Origin of the sequence: Ciceribacter thiooxidans, from assembly GCF_014126615.1 — a bacterium.
Lineage (GTDB): Bacteria > Pseudomonadota > Alphaproteobacteria > Rhizobiales > Rhizobiaceae > Allorhizobium > Allorhizobium thiooxidans.
The window spans coordinates 3,467,566-3,482,577 of the sequence record NZ_CP059896.1; the positions used below are offsets into that span (position 1 = coordinate 3,467,566).

17 protein-coding genes are annotated in these 15,012 nt (G+C 59.4%); 12 read left to right on the top strand and 5 right to left on the bottom strand.

Annotation, left to right across the window (positions count from 1 at the left end; genetic code table 11):
* The first annotated feature begins 194 nt into the window (after positions 1 to 194).
* The 6 genes from hisB (at position 195) to coaA (ending at position 4,428) form a co-directional block, all read left to right on the top strand.
* The gene (gene hisB / locus H4I97_RS17185; protein WP_182305806.1) at positions 195 to 803 is read left to right on the top strand and encodes an imidazoleglycerol-phosphate dehydratase HisB; all 609 of its coding nucleotides are present in this window, start codon (positions 195 to 197) and stop codon (positions 801 to 803) included.
* A 100-nt stretch (positions 804 to 903) separates the two neighbouring features.
* Positions 904 to 1,554, top strand: coding sequence for an imidazole glycerol phosphate synthase subunit HisH (gene hisH / locus H4I97_RS17190; protein ID WP_182305807.1), 651 nt, complete (start codon positions 904 to 906; stop codon positions 1,552 to 1,554).
* 17 nt (positions 1,555 to 1,571) lie between these two features.
* Positions 1,572 to 2,321: a 1-(5-phosphoribosyl)-5-[(5-phosphoribosylamino)methylideneamino]imidazole-4-carboxamide isomerase gene (gene hisA, locus H4I97_RS17195; protein ID WP_182305808.1), complete on the top strand. Its 750-nt coding sequence runs from the start codon at positions 1,572 to 1,574 to the stop codon at positions 2,319 to 2,321.
* Positions 2,318 to 3,094, top strand: coding sequence for an imidazole glycerol phosphate synthase subunit HisF (hisF, locus tag H4I97_RS17200; protein WP_182305809.1), 777 nt, complete (start codon positions 2,318 to 2,320; stop codon positions 3,092 to 3,094). The genes hisA and hisF overlap by 4 nt, the downstream gene beginning before the upstream one ends.
* An 18-nt stretch (positions 3,095 to 3,112) precedes the next feature.
* A complete protein-coding gene (locus H4I97_RS17205; RefSeq protein WP_182305810.1) occupies positions 3,113 to 3,436 on the top strand; it encodes a phosphoribosyl-ATP diphosphatase in 324 nt (107 codons plus the stop codon).
* Positions 3,433 to 4,428: a type I pantothenate kinase gene (gene coaA / locus H4I97_RS17210; protein WP_182305811.1), complete on the top strand. Its 996-nt coding sequence runs from the start codon at positions 3,433 to 3,435 to the stop codon at positions 4,426 to 4,428. The genes H4I97_RS17205 and coaA overlap by 4 nt, the downstream gene beginning before the upstream one ends.
* Before the next feature lie 17 nt (positions 4,429 to 4,445).
* On the opposite strand, the gene H4I97_RS17215 is transcribed toward coaA, so the two are convergent.
* The 3 genes from H4I97_RS17215 to H4I97_RS17225 form a co-directional block, all read right to left on the bottom strand.
* A complete protein-coding gene (locus tag H4I97_RS17215) occupies positions 4,446 to 5,078 on the bottom strand; it encodes an alpha-ketoglutarate-dependent dioxygenase AlkB (RefSeq protein ID WP_182305812.1) in 633 nt (210 codons plus the stop codon).
* 44 nt (positions 5,079 to 5,122) lie between these two features.
* The gene (arfB, locus tag H4I97_RS17220) at positions 5,123 to 5,557 is read right to left on the bottom strand and encodes an alternative ribosome rescue aminoacyl-tRNA hydrolase ArfB (RefSeq protein ID WP_182305813.1); all 435 of its coding nucleotides are present in this window, start codon (positions 5,555 to 5,557) and stop codon (positions 5,123 to 5,125) included.
* A 114-nt stretch (positions 5,558 to 5,671) separates the two neighbouring features.
* Positions 5,672 to 7,282: a phosphoenolpyruvate carboxykinase gene (locus tag H4I97_RS17225; RefSeq protein ID WP_182305814.1), complete on the bottom strand. Its 1,611-nt coding sequence runs from the start codon at positions 7,280 to 7,282 to the stop codon at positions 5,672 to 5,674.
* A gap of 338 nt (positions 7,283 to 7,620) precedes the next feature.
* Between H4I97_RS17225 and H4I97_RS17230 the strand changes: the two genes are divergently transcribed.
* The 3 genes from H4I97_RS17230 to H4I97_RS17240 are packed head-to-tail and all read left to right on the top strand — an operon-like array spanning position 7,621 to position 10,650.
* Positions 7,621 to 8,343, top strand: a complete 723-nt coding sequence (locus tag H4I97_RS17230; protein WP_194306216.1) for a response regulator transcription factor — start codon at positions 7,621 to 7,623, stop codon at positions 8,341 to 8,343.
* 55 nt (positions 8,344 to 8,398) lie between these two features.
* Positions 8,399 to 10,180, top strand: coding sequence for a stimulus-sensing domain-containing protein (locus H4I97_RS17235; RefSeq protein ID WP_378143159.1), 1,782 nt, complete (start codon positions 8,399 to 8,401; stop codon positions 10,178 to 10,180).
* The gene (locus H4I97_RS17240; RefSeq protein WP_182305816.1) at positions 10,177 to 10,650 is read left to right on the top strand and encodes an HPr kinase/phosphorylase; all 474 of its coding nucleotides are present in this window, start codon (positions 10,177 to 10,179) and stop codon (positions 10,648 to 10,650) included. Before H4I97_RS17235 ends, H4I97_RS17240 begins: the two co-directional genes overlap by 4 nt.
* A gap of 96 nt (positions 10,651 to 10,746) precedes the next feature.
* Here H4I97_RS17240 and H4I97_RS17245 read toward each other — a convergent pair whose 3' ends face one another.
* Both H4I97_RS17245 and H4I97_RS17250 read right to left on the bottom strand, forming a co-directional pair.
* A complete protein-coding gene (locus H4I97_RS17245; RefSeq protein WP_182305817.1) occupies positions 10,747 to 11,088 on the bottom strand; it encodes a hypothetical protein in 342 nt (113 codons plus the stop codon).
* A gap of 115 nt (positions 11,089 to 11,203) precedes the next feature.
* Positions 11,204 to 12,052: a hypothetical protein gene (locus tag H4I97_RS17250; RefSeq protein ID WP_182305818.1), complete on the bottom strand. Its 849-nt coding sequence runs from the start codon at positions 12,050 to 12,052 to the stop codon at positions 11,204 to 11,206.
* Positions 12,053 to 12,536: 484 nt separating this feature from the next.
* Here H4I97_RS17250 and H4I97_RS17255 point away from each other — a divergent pair, with 484 nt between their 5' ends.
* The 3 genes from H4I97_RS17255 to ahcY all read left to right on the top strand — a co-directional run bounded on the left by H4I97_RS17255 (position 12,537) and on the right by ahcY (position 14,801).
* Positions 12,537 to 12,938 (top strand): PTS sugar transporter subunit IIA, encoded by a 402-nt coding sequence (locus H4I97_RS17255; protein ID WP_112690550.1) that lies wholly within the window; start codon positions 12,537 to 12,539, stop codon positions 12,936 to 12,938.
* Positions 12,939 to 12,956: 18 nt separating this feature from the next.
* Positions 12,957 to 13,232: an HPr family phosphocarrier protein gene (locus H4I97_RS17260; protein ID WP_182305819.1), complete on the top strand. Its 276-nt coding sequence runs from the start codon at positions 12,957 to 12,959 to the stop codon at positions 13,230 to 13,232.
* A 168-nt stretch (positions 13,233 to 13,400) separates the two neighbouring features.
* Complete coding sequence (gene ahcY / locus H4I97_RS17265) at positions 13,401 to 14,801, top strand: adenosylhomocysteinase (RefSeq protein WP_182305820.1); 1,401 nt, start codon at positions 13,401 to 13,403, stop codon at positions 14,799 to 14,801.
* Positions 14,802 to 15,012: the final 211 nt, after the last annotated feature.

Below are 15,012 nucleotides of genomic sequence, written 5' to 3' on the forward strand. Positions count from 1 at the left end.
CAATCTGAAAGAATGAATTCATACCGGGGGATTGCCGCCAGCCTTTGCTCTTATTTAAGTTTCCGCAGACGGATTGCAAACCGGACACGTCGCCCGACGGCCAAGTGCCTGTCACCGCGCTGTTTTGACGCTCTCTTCTGGATATTTGCCACGGCGCCTGATAAGGAGCACGCAGAACTTTTCGGAGTAGAACCATGTCGACTGCCGCATCGGGCCGCGCGGGCACCGTCTCTCGCAAGACCAACGAGACTTCGGTTGCCGTTTCCGTCAATATCGACGGCACCGGCCAATCCCGGATATCGACCGGCGTCGGCTTCTTCGATCACATGCTCGACCAGCTCTCCCGGCATTCTCTCATCGACATGGATATCGACGTCAAAGGCGACCTGCACATCGATGATCACCACACGGTCGAAGACACAGGTATCGCGCTCGGGCAGGCGATCTCGAAGGCGCTCGGCGAGCGCCGCGGCATAAGCCGCTATGCGTCTATTGACCTTGCCATGGACGAGACCATGACGAAGGCGGCGATCGACGTATCGGGGCGGCCGTTCCTCGTATGGAACGTCGTCTTCAGTGCACCCAAAATCGGCACGTTCGACACGGAGCTGGTGCGTGAATTCTTCCAGGCGCTTGCGCAGAACGCCGGCGTCACGTTGCACGTCATGAACCATTACGGCGCCAACAACCACCATATAGCGGAAACCTGCTTCAAGGCGGTCGCCCGTGTGCTTCGCAGCGCGACGGAAATCGATCCGCGACAGGCAAGCCGCGTCCCGTCGACCAAGGGTTCCCTGGTCTGAAAAGACAGCGTCATTGCGGTCCTGCCTTGATGTCCTCATGACCCCGCCGGATGGCCGGAGCAAGGACGCGGTGGTGACCACGAACAGAAGGACTAAGCCCATGCGTGTGGCGATCATCGATTACGGCTCGGGTAACCTCCGTTCAGCCACCAAGGCATTCGAGAGGGCGGCACGGGAGAGCGGGGTCGTCGCGGATATCGAGTTGACCGACCAGCCCGAACGTGTCGCGTCTGCCGACCGTATCGTTCTACCAGGCGTCGGTGCCTACGCCGACTGCCGACGAGGGCTTGACGCGGTCGCCGGCATGACGGAAGCCCTTACCGTTGCCGTGGAAAAGAATGGACGACCATTTCTCGGTATCTGCGTCGGCATGCAACTGATGTCCAGTCGCGGTCTCGAGAAGACCGTCACTCCCGGTTTTGGCTGGATTAAAGGTGACGTCGTCGAGATGACACCTGGTGATCCCACTCTGAAAATACCGCAGATCGGCTGGAATACGCTCGATCTTCGTCGACCTCACCCGCTCTTTGAAGACATTCCGACCGGTCCGGACGGCTTACATGCCTATTTCGTCCACTCGTATCATCTGGCGGCTGACAATCCCGAGGACATCGTGGCTACGACCGACTACGGCGCGCCGGTTACCGCCTTCGTCGCCCGTGAGAACACGGCGGGTGCCCAGTTCCATCCGGAAAAGAGTCAGACACTCGGCCTCAAGCTGATCGCAAACTTCCTGACCTGGACTCCGTGAAACAGTTGGACGAAACCATGATCCTTTTTCCTGCGATAGATCTCAAGGACGGTCAATGTGTCCGACTGAAGCTCGGCGACATGGGCCAGGCGACCGTCTACAATCCTGATCCGGCGGCACAGGCAAGAACCTTCGAGAAACAAGGGTTCGAATGGTTGCACGTCGTCGACCTCAATGGTGCCTTTGCGGGCGAGAGCGTCAACGGCGCGGCGGTCGACGCGATCCTGAAGGCAACGAAAAACCCGGTCCAGCTCGGAGGCGGCATCCGTACGCTCGCACATATCGAATCCTGGCTGGCACGTGGTCTCGCCCGCGTGATCCTCGGCACAGTGGCCGTGCGTGATCCGGCGCTTGTCATCGACGCCTGCAAGGCGTTTCCCGGAAAGATTGCCGTCGGAATAGATGCCAAGGGCGGCAAGGTGGCGGTGGAAGGTTGGGCGGAGGCCTCTGAACTCGGCGTAATCGAGCTTGCACGCAAGTTCGAAGGCGCCGGAGTTGCGGCCATCATCTACACCGACATCGATCGCGATGGGATTCTGACCGGCATCAACTGGGAATCGACACTGGTGCTCGCAGATGCGGTCTCCATTCCGGTTATTGCGTCCGGTGGGCTCGCCTCGATCGAAGACATACGTCGCTTGTTGCGACCGGATGCCAGAAAGCTTGAAGGTGCAATTTCCGGCCGTGCCCTCTACGACGGCCGCATTGATCCGGCCGAGGCTCTTGCGCTGATCAAGACCGCCCGCCAAGCCGAGGTGCAACAATGACGTTGAAAGCTCGTGTAATTCCCTGTCTCGACGTCAAGGACGGCCGTGTCGTCAAGGGCATTAATTTCGTCGATCTCATCGATGCCGGCGATCCGGTGGAGGCGGCCAAGGCTTACGATGCGGCCGGCGCCGATGAACTCACCTTCCTCGACATCACCGCATCGTCGGAAGATCGTCACACCATTTTCGACGTCGTTGCGCGCACGGCGGAGCACTGCTTCATGCCGCTCACGGTCGGTGGAGGCGTTCGGACGATCGCCGACATCCGCAAACTTCTCCTCTGCGGAGCGGACAAGGTGTCCATCAACTCGGCCGCGGTGAAAAATCCGGACTTCGTGGCGGAGGCCGCGGACAAGTTCGGCGATCAATGCATCGTCGTGTCCATCGATGCCAAGAAGGTATCCGGGGCGGGAGAAACCGACCGATGGGAGATCTTCACCCACGGCGGTCGTCAGCCGACGGGCATCGACGCGATCGAATTCGCAGGCAAGATGGCAGCGCGCGGTGCCGGCGAACTTCTCGTCACGTCCATGGACAGAGACGGGACGAAGAGCGGCTATGACATCGTGCTGACTCGGACCATTGCCGACTCCGTACGTGTCCCGGTCATTGCCTCGGGTGGCGTGGGCAACCTCGACGATCTCGTTGCGGGCATCAAGGAAGGGCACGCCACTGCCGTCCTTGCGGCATCGATCTTCCATTTTGGTACATACAGTATCGGCGAAGCGAAGCGTTACATGGCGGACCATGGCATCCCCATGCGACTCGACTGAAGAAGACGGAGCGGCGGAATGACCACGTTTTCCCTGACGGACCTCGAAAAAATCGTCGCCACGCGTGCCATGGCCGAACCGGACCAATCCTGGACGGCGAAACTCGTCCACGGAGGACAGCAAAAAGCAGCCAAGAAGCTCGGTGAGGAAGCGGTAGAGACCGTGATCGCGGCGATCGCCGCCGACCGCCAGAATCTTGTCTACGAGAGTGCCGATCTGCTCTATCATCTGTTGGTCGTATTGAAAATCGCGGACGTACCGCTAGAAGCTGTCATGCAGGAGCTTCAGCGGCGAACAGCCCAGACAGGCCTCAGCGAAAAGGCCAACCGGCGGGATCCATGACAACAGCTATACGGCCAGCCGACGTGCCCGAAACGCTCGATCACTTCCAAGCCAACGATTATTCGCCCTATCACTTCTATTCGTCGGACGAATGGGCGCGCTTTCGCGCCGACACCCCGCTGACGCTGACCGCGGACGAAGTACACCGCCTGCGGTCGATCGACGACCCGATCGATCTGGAGGAAGTTCGGCGAATCTATCTGTCGCTGTCGCGCCTGCTTTCCTCGCACGTGGAATCCTCGCAGTTGCTCTTCGAGCAGCGCAACCGATTTCTCAGCATGTCGGATGTGGCGAAAACACCTTTCGTCATCGGTATCGCCGGGTCGGTGGCAGTAGGCAAGTCGACGACCGCCCGCATTCTGAAGGAATTGCTTGCCCGGTGGCCGTCGAGCCCGAAGGTCGACCTCATCACAACCGACGGCTTTCTCTATTCGAATGCGGTTCTCATCCGTGACAATCTGCTGAACCGCAAGGGCTTCCCCGAGAGCTACGATATTGGCGCACTTCTGCGCTTCCTGTCGGCGATAAAGGCCGGTCTGCCGAACGTGAAGGCCCCCTGCTATTCGCACCTCACCTACGACGTGCTGCCGAACGAGTACAAGGTCATCGACCGACCCGATATCCTGATCTTCGAGGGAATCAATGTCCTGCAGTCGCGTGATCTGCCCGCGGATGGTAAGATCGTCCCGATGGTCTCCGACTTTTTCGATTTCTCTATCTACATCGATGCCGACGAGACGCTGATCCATCGCTGGTATGTGCACCGCTTCATGAAGCTGCGACAGACGGCCTTCCGCGACCCGAACTCGTACTTTCATCGCTACGCCACCATAAGCGAGCAGGAAGCACTGGAGATCGCCGAAGATCTCTGGACCAACATCAACCTGAAGAACCTTCGGGAGAACATTCTTCCAACGCGACCGCGCGCCGACCTCATCCTTCAGAAGGGCGAAAACCACTTCATCGAGAAAGTGGCCCTGCGGAAGCTCTGACCCGCCCTCGCCAGCGATCAGAGGTTGACACGTCGAAGCGTGAGATTGATCCGTCCACCGTTCTTCAGCAACGTCGAGGTCCCGGGGTAAACCCGATCGACCCCGTGAAAAGCCAGGCGTCCCTCGCCTCCAAGAACGAGCACATCGCCGCTCGCAAGTCGGAATGAGCGGGTCCTGTCATCACGTCGCCTGCCACCAAGGCGAAATAGGCAAGTGTCGCCGAGAGAAACCGACACCACCGGTGCTTCAAGGGCCTGTTCGTCCTTGTCCTGATGCAAGCCCATCCGCGCGTCTTCAGTGTAGAAGTTGACGAGGCAAGCATCCGGTGGCTTCGGATAGCCTGTAACTTGCTCCCATATGTGGATGAGGCTGTCAGGAATTGGCGGCCAGGCCGCTTGGGTAACGGGATGCACGCTTTGGTATCGGTAGCCATGATCCTTGTCCGTCACCCACCCGAGCGGGCCGCAATTGGTCATGCGAACAGATAATGGTGTGCCGGTGCCGGGCATCACCGGGACATAGAGAGGGGCGGCGGCGACAACCTCGCGCACCTCTTCCAGCAGCGCCCTCTGATGCTCGCGCGTAAGATACTCGGGATAGAATTTTACCCCTTCCGGAAAACTCCAGCCTGTACCGGTGTTGGTTGCCATCACGTCTCCTTGTCAGGCCTCGCATCCGCACCGGGCAGCTCCCGTCAATCTCCGGCAGGCCGGCCGCGCATTTTCTTCACCTCCGAACGACCTGCCTTTTCCTTCAGCCGTCGCTCGACAGAGCCTTTGGTGGGTTTGGTCTTTCGTCGCGACGGCGGTGGCGGCTCGGCCGCTTTGAGGATCAGCTCCTTCAGTCGCTCTCGCGCATCGGCGCGATTGCGCTCCTGGCTGCGGAAACGGCTCGACTCGATCATCAGGACACCGTCCTTGGAGACGCGTCGGCCGCCAAGTTTCAGGGCGTTTACCTTGACCCGCTCGGGAAGAGAAGGCGATCCGGCAATGTCAAAGAAGAGCTGTACGGCAGTCGAAACCTTATTGACGTTCTGACCGCCCGGCCCGCCCGCCAGGACAAACTGCTCCGTCAGTTCCCAACCCGAAATGGTTATCCGGTCGTCAATGTAAAGTGCGTCGCTGGCCATCAGTTATCTCCAGCCGTTTTCTTCCCATATTCGAACGCCGACGGAAACCATAAATGGCAAGAGGCCCGGCGGTCATACGACCGCCGGGCCTCTGAAAACTTTGCGTAGTCGAAGTTATTCGGCGGCGATGCTCGCGCTCGGCGCGGCAGCCCGAACCGTATGGTCGACATGATCTTCAAACTTCGCGAAGTTGGTGATGAACATTGCGACCAACTTCTTCGCCTGAGCATCATACTCCTCGCCGTCCGCCCAGGTCGAGCGTGGATCGAGGATTGCGCCGTCCACCGCCTCGACGGCAACCGGAACAGCAAAGCCGAAGTTCGGATCGATACGGGTTTCGACCTTCTTGAGCTCACCATTGAGCGCCGCGGTCAGAAGGGCACGCGTTGCCTTGATCGGCATGCGATGGCCCACGCCGTAAGCACCTCCGGTCCAGCCGGTGTTTACCAGCCAGCAATCGACGTTGTGGCGGGCGATCAGATCACGAAGCAGGTTCCCGTACTCAGCCGGGTGCCGCGGCATGAACGGCGCACCGAAGCAGGTCGAGAACGTCGCTTCTGGCTCTGTGACACCCTTTTCGGTGCCAGCGACCTTCGCCGTGTAGCCGGAGAGGAAGTGATACATCGCCTGCTCGGGCGTCAGGCGTGCGATCGGCGGCAGGACACCGAAGGCGTCGGCCGTCAGCATGATGATCGTCTTCGGATGTCCGGAACGGCCCGTGTCGGAAGCGTTCGGGATAAAGTGCAGCGGGTAGGCGCAACGTGTGTTTTCCGTCAGCGAACCATCATGGAAGTCGGGCAGACGACGCTCGTCCAGCACGACGTTCTCGAGAACGGTGCCGAAGCGCTTGGTGGTTGCGTAGATTTCCGGCTCGGCTTCCGCCGACAGCCGGATGGTTTTCGCATAGCAACCGCCTTCGAAGTTGAACACACCGTGCTCGCCCCAGCCGTGCTCGTCATCACCGATAAGCGTCCGGCTCGGATCGGCAGAAAGCGTCGTCTTGCCGGTGCCCGAAAGACCGAAGAAGACCGCGGTGTCGCCCGCCGGTCCAACGTTGGCCGAGCAGTGCATCGGCATGACGCCCTTCGGCGGCAGCAGGTAGTTGAGTGCGGTGAAGACCGACTTCTTGATCTCGCCGGCATAGGAGGTTCCGCCGATCAGTACGATGCCGTTGATGAAATCACAGGCGATCACCGTCTCGGAACGGCAGCCATGGCGGGCCGGATCGGCACGGAATGTCGGCAGATTGATGATGGTCAGCTTCGGCTGGAACTCGCCGAGGGTCGAACGATCCGGCCGGATCAAAAGATTGCGGATGAAAAGCGAGTGCCAAGCAAGTTCCGTCACGACGCGTGTCGGCAGGGCGTTGTCGGCGTCAGCGCCGCCGATAAGATCCTGGACGAAGATATCCTTGCCTGCGGCGTGCGCCAGCATGTCCTTGTGGAGCAGGCCGAAGTGCTCGGGCGACATGGGCTTGTTGTTGTCCCACCAGATTTCACCGTTGGTGTGGCTGTCGCGAACGATGAACTTATCTTTGGCGGAGCGGCCGGTGTGCTGCCCGGTCAAGGCGCAAAGCGCGCCGTCGGCGGTCAGGACTGCTTCCTTGCGGCGAAGGGCTTCTTCATAAAGTTCGCTCTCAAGGAAGTTGTAGTAGACGCGTGCCGCATCCCCCAACCCGATCGACGCTACCCCGATGAGGGGATTATTTACACCAAGCTCCTCCATGGACACTCTTCCTTTGCTGTGGGGGATTGCCGTTGAATTTTTCGCGAACCTAGTGTTCGACTTTCTAAAAGGCAAGACGACGATAGAAGAAAATACCAATGATATCAAATAATTAATCGATTTAAATTACGGTACACATTTTTAAATCGGTTTGAATGGCGCGCCAGTGGCCTTTTCCCCCTCGTATTTGGGGCTCCAGCGGAGGCGACCGATCGACGCGCCCCTTTATCTCTGCCACAATTTGTTCCACCTTTACCCCCATGAAGCGCGCGAGAGGGAACCCGGATTGACAGGGATCGATACCAGGAGCCGCGCTTATGATGACGGAGACGAACAACATGCAAACAATCGCGCTCGTTGACGACGACCGTAACATCCTGACGTCCGTGTCCATTGCTCTGGAGGCGGAGGGGTACAAGGTCGAGACCTACACGGATGGCGCCTCAGCGCTGGACGGCTTGCTGGCCCGTCCGCCCCACCTCGCCATCTTCGACATCAAGATGCCGCGAATGGACGGGATGGAACTGCTGAGGCGCCTTCGGCAGAAGTCGGATATTCCCGTCATTTTCCTCACGTCTAAGGATGAAGAGATCGACGAACTCTTCGGCCTGAAGATGGGCGCCGATGATTTTATCACAAAGCCCTTTTCACAACGGCTTCTCGTCGAACGCGTAAAGGCAATCCTTCGGCGCTCAGGCAGTCGCGAGACTTTGGCCGGTTCGGGTGGAGCAAAGGCAGGGAGCGAGTCGCAGGCGCGCACGCTTGAGCGTGGACAGTTGGTCATGGACCAGGAACGGCATACCTGCACCTGGAAGGGCGACCCGGTGACCCTCACAGTCACCGAGTTCCTGATCCTGCAATCGCTGGCCCAACGCCCGGGCGTGGTGAAGAGCCGCGACGCTCTTATGGACGCCGCCTACGACGAACAGGTATATGTGGACGACCGTACCATCGACAGCCACATCAAGCGCCTGCGCAAGAAGTTCAAGATGGTAGACACTGAATTCGACATGATCGAAACGCTTTACGGCGTCGGATATCGGTTCCGCGAAGCGGCCTGACGACGTCCTTCGTTTCGGCTCCTACCGGCTTGGTGCCGCGCAAATGAGGTTGACGTTGGAACAACAGGTTTCCGATTCCGGTCTGGAGGATACGGATGGCCCGGCCGAGGGGCGGCGCTTCCCCTCACACCCGTTCACCCTCGTGCGCCGTATTTTCGGTCATGCGCTTTTTTCCAGCCTCACACGCCGGATCGTCTTCTTCAATCTTGCCGCCCTTTTCGTTCTGGTCGGCGGTATTCTTTACCTGAACCAGTTTCGGGAAGGGCTGATCGACGCGCGTGTCGAAAGCCTTCTCACGCAAGGCGAGATCATGGCAGGGGCGATCTCCGCCTCGGCTTCCGTCGACACCAACTCGATCACCATCGATCCGCAGAAGCTGCTCGAACTCCAGGCAGGCCAGAGCATCACCCCGGTGCCGAATGACGAGGACCTCGAATTTCCGATCAATCCGGAGAGGGTCGCGCCCGTGTTGAGGCGGCTGATTTCTCCGACGCGTACCCGCGCTCGTCTCTTTGACGCGGATGCGAACCTGCTCCTCGACTCGCGCCATCTTTATTCGCGTGGTCAGGTGCTACGTTTCGATCTACCGCCGATCGAGAATGAAGCGCCCGGTGTGATCGAGTGGCTGGCACGTGTGTTCAACCGGATGCTTCAGCCGAGCGGCCTGCCACTCTACAAAGAGGCCCCTGGCGGGGACGGCTCAATCTACCCGGAGGTCATGAATGCGCTCACGGGTGTGCGAGGAGCGGTCGTTCGCGTAACTGATTCTGGCGCCTTGATCGTCTCGGTTGCCGTGCCCGTGCAACGGTTTAGGGCTGTTCTCGGCGTTCTGCTCCTTTCTACGCAGGCGGGCGACATCGACAAGATCGTCCACGCCGAACGGCTTGCAATCCTGCGTGTCTTCGGAGTCGCGGCGCTCGTCAACATCGTCGTTTCCCTGCTTCTGTCCTCCACGATAGCGACTCCGCTGCGCCGCCTTTCAGCCGCCGCGATCCGCGTTCGACGTGGAGCGAAAGAACGCGAGGAAATTCCGGATTTCTCCGCTCGGCAGGACGAGATTGGCAACTTGTCGGTGGCGCTGCGCGAGATGACCACAGCTCTTTACGACAGGATCGACGCAATCGAGAGCTTTGCCGCCGATGTCAGCCATGAATTGAAGAACCCGCTCACGTCGCTGCGGAGCGCCGTGGAAACGCTGCCGCTTGCCCGCACAGACACGTCCCGGCAGCGGCTGATGGACATCATCCAGCACGATGTGAGACGGCTGGATCGCCTGATCAGCGATATTTCGGACGCTTCGCGCCTTGATGCCGAACTGGCGCGCAGCGATGCCAAGCCCGTCGATCTCGAACAACTTCTCGCCAGCATGGTGGAAATCTCCCGCCAGATCCGTAGCACGAAGAAGCCGGTGGACATCACCCTCCTCGTCGACCGAAAGCCCGGAGTGCGAACATCCTTCGTGGTCAATGGCCACGATCTGCGGCTCGGGCAAGTCGTCACGAATCTCATCGAGAATGCCCGTTCGTTCGTGCCGGAGAAAGGGGGGCGCATCATCGTTCGGCTCTTCCGGACCAAAGGCAGGTGCGTCGTGCAGGTGGACGATAACGGCCCCGGGATCCAGATTGAGAACATCGACCGGGTCTTCGAACGCTTCTATACCGACCGGCCGGAGGGAGAGAGCTTCGGCCAGAATTCCGGTCTGGGCCTTTCGATCAGTCGCCAGATCGCCGAAGCACACGGCGGAACACTGAAGGCGGAGAACATCATCGACGGAGCCACCGGCCAGACGCACGGCGCACGCTTCACGCTGTCACTACCCGTCGAGGCTGCGCAATGAGCGGCGAAGAAGTCAACATCCATGCTACGGCGATCGTTGTCGGCACCACCGGTTTCCTTTTTGTCGGCCCTTCTGGGGTAGGAAAGTCCGCTCTCGCTTTCGCATGCATGCACGAAGCGCGGGCCCTCGGCCGGTTCGCGGCTCTCATTGCGGACGACCGCGTTCTCGTCAGCAGGTTCGGCGAGCACCTGCTGGCGCGCTGCCCTCCCCCGATTGCCGGCCTTATCGAATTGCGGCACGGCGGAATTGCCAAGGTTGAGCATCTACCATCCGCGCTGATGCACGTTGCGATATCGCCAGTCGACGGCGCAACAGCGGAGCGCCTGCCGCCGGAAGGCGAACAGTTCTCTGCAGCGCACGGCATAGCACTTCCTCTTGTTCGGTTACCCCTCGGTACGCCGACCCCGTTTTCCTTTATCGAAGCGGTGATGCCGGCACTGCGCGATGACCGCAACGGGCGCACTGGCTGATCGCCCAATCGGCGCGTTGCCGTGAATCAGAAACGCGCCGAAGTTCACAAAGGCTGCGGCGCGCTTCCAAAGTTGTTCTCAGACGAGGAGGCGGGATCAATCCCAGCTGAACCCCTTGTTCTGCATGTAGATATTGCTCGGATGCTTGCACCAGTCGACCTTGAAGTCGTCGGCGCCGTAATTGTCCCAACTCACCCGGAACGGCACGACGCAATCGCCCTCGTTGCTGTACCAGTCCATGTCGATGTCTTCACCCGGCCGGACGCGTTGTCCCTCCTTGAGCCAGTTATCGCTCCATTGCCCGTCCTGATAGGTGTAGAAGCCATTGATCGTGTAGCCATCCGCCCTGTTGTGCAGGCGGAACGCATAGTTGCTGGCATGCGCCAGCGACGCAACCGTCGCCACAGCGGCGACTGCAAGAAGAATCGTTTTTTTCATAGTCCAAGCTCCAGAAGCGGTCCCAACTGTCCAGACCCCGACCGCTCACGCACCCGTTCTGCCACAAGATGGCCGGTCTGTGTCGCATCATTTCTGGGACGATTTTAGAAAGACGTCAGGCCGGGACCGGCAGCATGATTGCGGCACAGGCTTCGTCGATCCGACTAAGCTTGTCGGCCTGATAGGCGACATATTCGTCAATGAAGCCGGGAGACAGCCAGAGCGAGGATGCGCCGCGCCTGCCCGTCCAGCCAAGGCTGCCCTCGCGCTCGGCCACGGCCATCTTGCGCGACAGATGAGTCTTGGTAACACGTAGCGCCGCCGCAATCTCGTCGAGCGAGGCGATTCCGGTCACGATCCGGTCCTCCTTCGACGAGAAGTCGGCTATTGTGGCGATCATCTTGTCCATGACCAGCCCGCCGTCATTCATCCAGGTGAAGAGCGAGAATGTGCCGTCAGGACTGGTGGAGCGCTGCGATCCCATGATGCGGTCGACGATCTCGGGATGCAGCTTCGCCAGCATGCCCGGCGTTGCTGCAAAGGTGGCCGCCCGCCGACCGCTGTCGAACGCGTCCAGCGTTTTCAGATGAATAGCTACCCAGACTCCGAGCAGCCCAACCGTTTCGTCGGCAAGCTTCAGCGGACGCGAGCGCTTGTCCTTCGGGGTTGGACAGGGGCGGATAACGCCATATTTTTCCATTTCGCGGACGAAATCATGCGCCGTGTTGCGGCTGGCAATACGGAAGGCGACTACGGCTTCGAGGAAGCGGCTGAGACGCAAGGTTCCGTCCGTCCCCCGGAACATCATAGCGCAGCCAAGCTGCGCCAAAAGATAGCGCTGCTGCGTTCCGAATATGCCGGCCACCCGCGTCGAACTTCGTTCGACGGTCAGAAAAGATGCGGCCTGATGCCGAAGGATCGGCAAGACGTCTGCATGTGTTGAAATAGCCTCGGCGGTCAGCATGAGGAGCAACTCCGACGACCGGGCAGAAAACTGTTACAATTCATTGCGCTGCGAGAGCCAGTAGTGTGGATCCGGACGTTTCACTCCCTGCCCGATCCTGAACTTTTGATCAAGTGGAGAGAAATTTATCATTTCCCCTGGCAGAGCGTCGAAACCTCCACTGTCTTCCGGTCGCATTGCAACATGGAGCGCAAGTCCTGATCGCCGATGACGTTCAGGGAGACGCATCCATCGATACGATCCCATGATAATGGGCAGCGTCCTTCCGCCCGACTACACTCCCTTCGACCACAGCCGCATCATCGACAGCGACGAGATCCTCGAGATCAAGGCCGTTCCCGCTCCAGGATCGTGATCGGAGATCGTCGCATTTTTGGCTTGCACTTCGGATTTACATCGCCAAGATGACCAGCCACTGATGGACGAATTTGCTGCATTGCACTATTTGGCCATCCCAGTGCATGTGCAGAGGGGCAGAAAGAGAATGATCGGACTTGTGCTTGTCACCCATGGCAAGCTGGCTGAAGAGTTCCACCACGCGGTAGAGCACGTGGTTGGACCGCAGAAATTCATCGAGACGGTATCGATCGGCCCGGAAGACGACATGGATCAACGCCGCCAGGACATCCTGGACGCGGTTCAGCGTGCAGATGATGGCCACGGAGTGGTCATACTGACCGACATGTTCGGCGGAACTCCCTCCAATCTCGCAATTTCGGTCATGAACGCCGGGCGCATCGAAGTGATCGCTGGCGTCAACCTCCCCATGTTGATCAAGCTCGCCGGCATCCGTGGCGAAGACAACATGGAGAAGGCGCTGGTTGAAGCCTCAGAAGCCGGCCGCAAGTACATAAACGTCGCCAGCCGCGTCCTCAGTGGCAAGTAAACGCCTTGAAAGAAATCCATGACATCGGCGTCCCGTGAACTCGTGATTACCAACAAGCGTGGCCTGCATGCACGCGCCTCAGCGAAATTCGTGCAGACCGTCAGCAGCTTTGACGCAAGGGTGACGGTCGCAAAGGACGGCACTGCCGTCGGTGGCACGTCGATCATGGGCCTCATGATGCTCGCGGCCAGCCCAGGCTGCACGATCGTCGTATCCGCCAGCGGTAACGAGGCGAAGGAAGTTCTGGACGCGCTCGAGACGCTCGTCTGTGACAAATTCGGCGAAGAAGCCTGACACCACTCCATATAAAGACATAAAGACTTCTTTATGTCTTAGTTGCCAACTGCTCGCAAGCCTGCTAAACGCTACCTCATGGACCCGGCTCCGCGGAGCCGGACGATCCCTCGCGGGCATACTCGCGTCAGGGGCGCATTATCCTCAGACTTTCAGCCGGAGAGCTTCATGAGCACAAATAGAGATTACATCGTCGCGGATATCGGTCTTGCTGATTTCGGTCGCAAGGAGATCGAAATTGCCGAAACCGAGATGCCTGGTCTCATGGCCTGCCGCTCGGAGTTCGGTGAACGGAAGCCGCTCAAGGGCGCACGTATCACCGGCTCGCTGCACATGACCATTCAAACGGCGGTGCTGATCGAGACCCTGGTTGCCCTTGGCGCCGAGGTTCGCTGGGCCTCGTGCAACATCTTCTCCACTCAGGACCACGCAGCTGCAGCCATCGCCGCGGCCGGCATCCCGGTCTTTGCCGTCAAGGGAGAGTCGTTGCAGGATTACTGGACCTACACTGACCGGATCTTCCAGTGGAGCGATGGCGGCCTGTCGAACATGATTCTCGACGACGGTGGCGACGCCACGATGTACATCCTGCTTGGAGCGCGAGCCGAAGCCGGAGAAGACGTGTTGAGTCAACCGCATTCCGAGGAAGAGGAAATTCTCTTCGCTCAGATCAAGAAGCGTTTGGCGGCGTCTCCGGGCTGGTTTACCCGTCAGCGCGACGCGATCCGCGGAGTGACGGAAGAGACGACAACCGGCGTCAATCGCTTGTACCAGCTGAGCCAGAAGGGACTCCTTCCCTTCCCGGCCATTAACGTCAACGACTCTGTCACCAAGTCGAAATTCGACAACAAATACGGCTGCAAGGAGTCGCTCGTGGACGGCATCCGCCGTGCAACCGACGTCATGATGGCCGGCAAGGTGGCCGTGGTTTGCGGTTATGGCGACGTGGGCAAGGGCTCAGCCGCCTCGTTGCGCGGGGCGGGTGCCCGCGTGAAGGTGACCGAAGTCGATCCCATCTGCGCCCTGCAGGCGGCCATGGACGGCTACGAGGTCGTCCAGCTGGAAGACGTGACATCGAGCGCCGATATCTTCATCACCACCACCGGAAACCGCGACGTCATCCGTATCGAGCATATGCGTGCTATGAAGGACATGGCGATCGTCGGCAACATCGGCCATTTCGATAATGAAATTCAGGTTGCGGCCCTGCGGAACCTCAAGTGGACGAACATCAAGCCACAGGTCGACATGATCGAGTTTCCGAAAGGTAACCGCATCATCCTGCTTTCCGAGGGCCGTCTGCTGAACCTCGGCAACGCAACCGGCCACCCGTCCTTCGTTATGTCGGCATCCTTCACCAATCAGGTTCTCGCGCAGATCGAGCTGTTTACGAAGCCGGATGCATACGGAAACCAGGTCTACGTCCTCCCCAAGCACCTCGATGAGAAGGTGGCGCGCCTACACCTTGAAAAGCTCGGCGTACGTTTGACCGAGCTCTCGGAAGAGCAGGCTTCTTATATCGACGTCACGCCACAGGGTCCGTTCAAGTCCGACCACTATCGCTATTAAGATCAGCGCAAATATCCACAAGATGTAGTGGTCGCGGCCTTGACAGAGGCCGCGACTTCTTTTTTGGGGCCAATACTTCCCGCCGATTCCCTTAGGCAGTATTGTTTTAAGACTTGATTCGCGCTTCGCGCTTCGGCGCGCCACGCGAAGTGGGATGTCTTGTCGAGATGCGGCACATAGGACGGAGACAGACCGAATATGTCGGTGAATA

Excerpts from the sequence above, each read along its gene's own strand:
- H4I97_RS17240 (WP_182305816.1), top strand. The coding sequence starts at position 10,177 with ATGAGCGGCGAAGAAGTCAACATCCATGCTACGGCGATCGTTGTCGGC.
- H4I97_RS17255 (WP_112690550.1), top strand. The coding sequence starts at position 12,537 with ATGATCGGACTTGTGCTTGTCACCCATGGCAAGCTGGCTGAAGAGTTC.
- coaA (WP_182305811.1), top strand. The coding sequence starts at position 3,433 with ATGACAACAGCTATACGGCCAGCCGACGTGCCCGAAACGCTCGATCAC.
- ahcY (WP_182305820.1), top strand. The coding sequence starts at position 13,401 with ATGAGCACAAATAGAGATTACATCGTCGCGGATATCGGTCTTGCTGAT.
- H4I97_RS17205 (WP_182305810.1), top strand. The coding sequence starts at position 3,113 with ATGACCACGTTTTCCCTGACGGACCTCGAAAAAATCGTCGCCACGCGT.
- hisH (WP_182305807.1), top strand. The coding sequence starts at position 904 with ATGCGTGTGGCGATCATCGATTACGGCTCGGGTAACCTCCGTTCAGCC.
- H4I97_RS17245 (WP_182305817.1), bottom strand. The coding sequence starts at position 11,088 with ATGAAAAAAACGATTCTTCTTGCAGTCGCCGCTGTGGCGACGGTTGCG.
- hisB (WP_182305806.1), top strand. The coding sequence starts at position 195 with ATGTCGACTGCCGCATCGGGCCGCGCGGGCACCGTCTCTCGCAAGACC.
- H4I97_RS17215 (WP_182305812.1), bottom strand. The coding sequence starts at position 5,078 with ATGGCAACCAACACCGGTACAGGCTGGAGTTTTCCGGAAGGGGTAAAA.
- H4I97_RS17230 (WP_194306216.1), top strand. The coding sequence starts at position 7,621 with ATGCAAACAATCGCGCTCGTTGACGACGACCGTAACATCCTGACGTCC.
- hisA (WP_182305808.1), top strand. The coding sequence starts at position 1,572 with ATGATCCTTTTTCCTGCGATAGATCTCAAGGACGGTCAATGTGTCCGA.
- hisF (WP_182305809.1), top strand. The coding sequence starts at position 2,318 with ATGACGTTGAAAGCTCGTGTAATTCCCTGTCTCGACGTCAAGGACGGC.
- H4I97_RS17260 (WP_182305819.1), top strand. The coding sequence starts at position 12,957 with ATGACATCGGCGTCCCGTGAACTCGTGATTACCAACAAGCGTGGCCTG.
- H4I97_RS17250 (WP_182305818.1), bottom strand. The coding sequence starts at position 12,052 with ATGCTGACCGCCGAGGCTATTTCAACACATGCAGACGTCTTGCCGATC.
- arfB (WP_182305813.1), bottom strand. The coding sequence starts at position 5,557 with ATGGCCAGCGACGCACTTTACATTGACGACCGGATAACCATTTCGGGT.
- H4I97_RS17225 (WP_182305814.1), bottom strand. The coding sequence starts at position 7,282 with ATGGAGGAGCTTGGTGTAAATAATCCCCTCATCGGGGTAGCGTCGATC.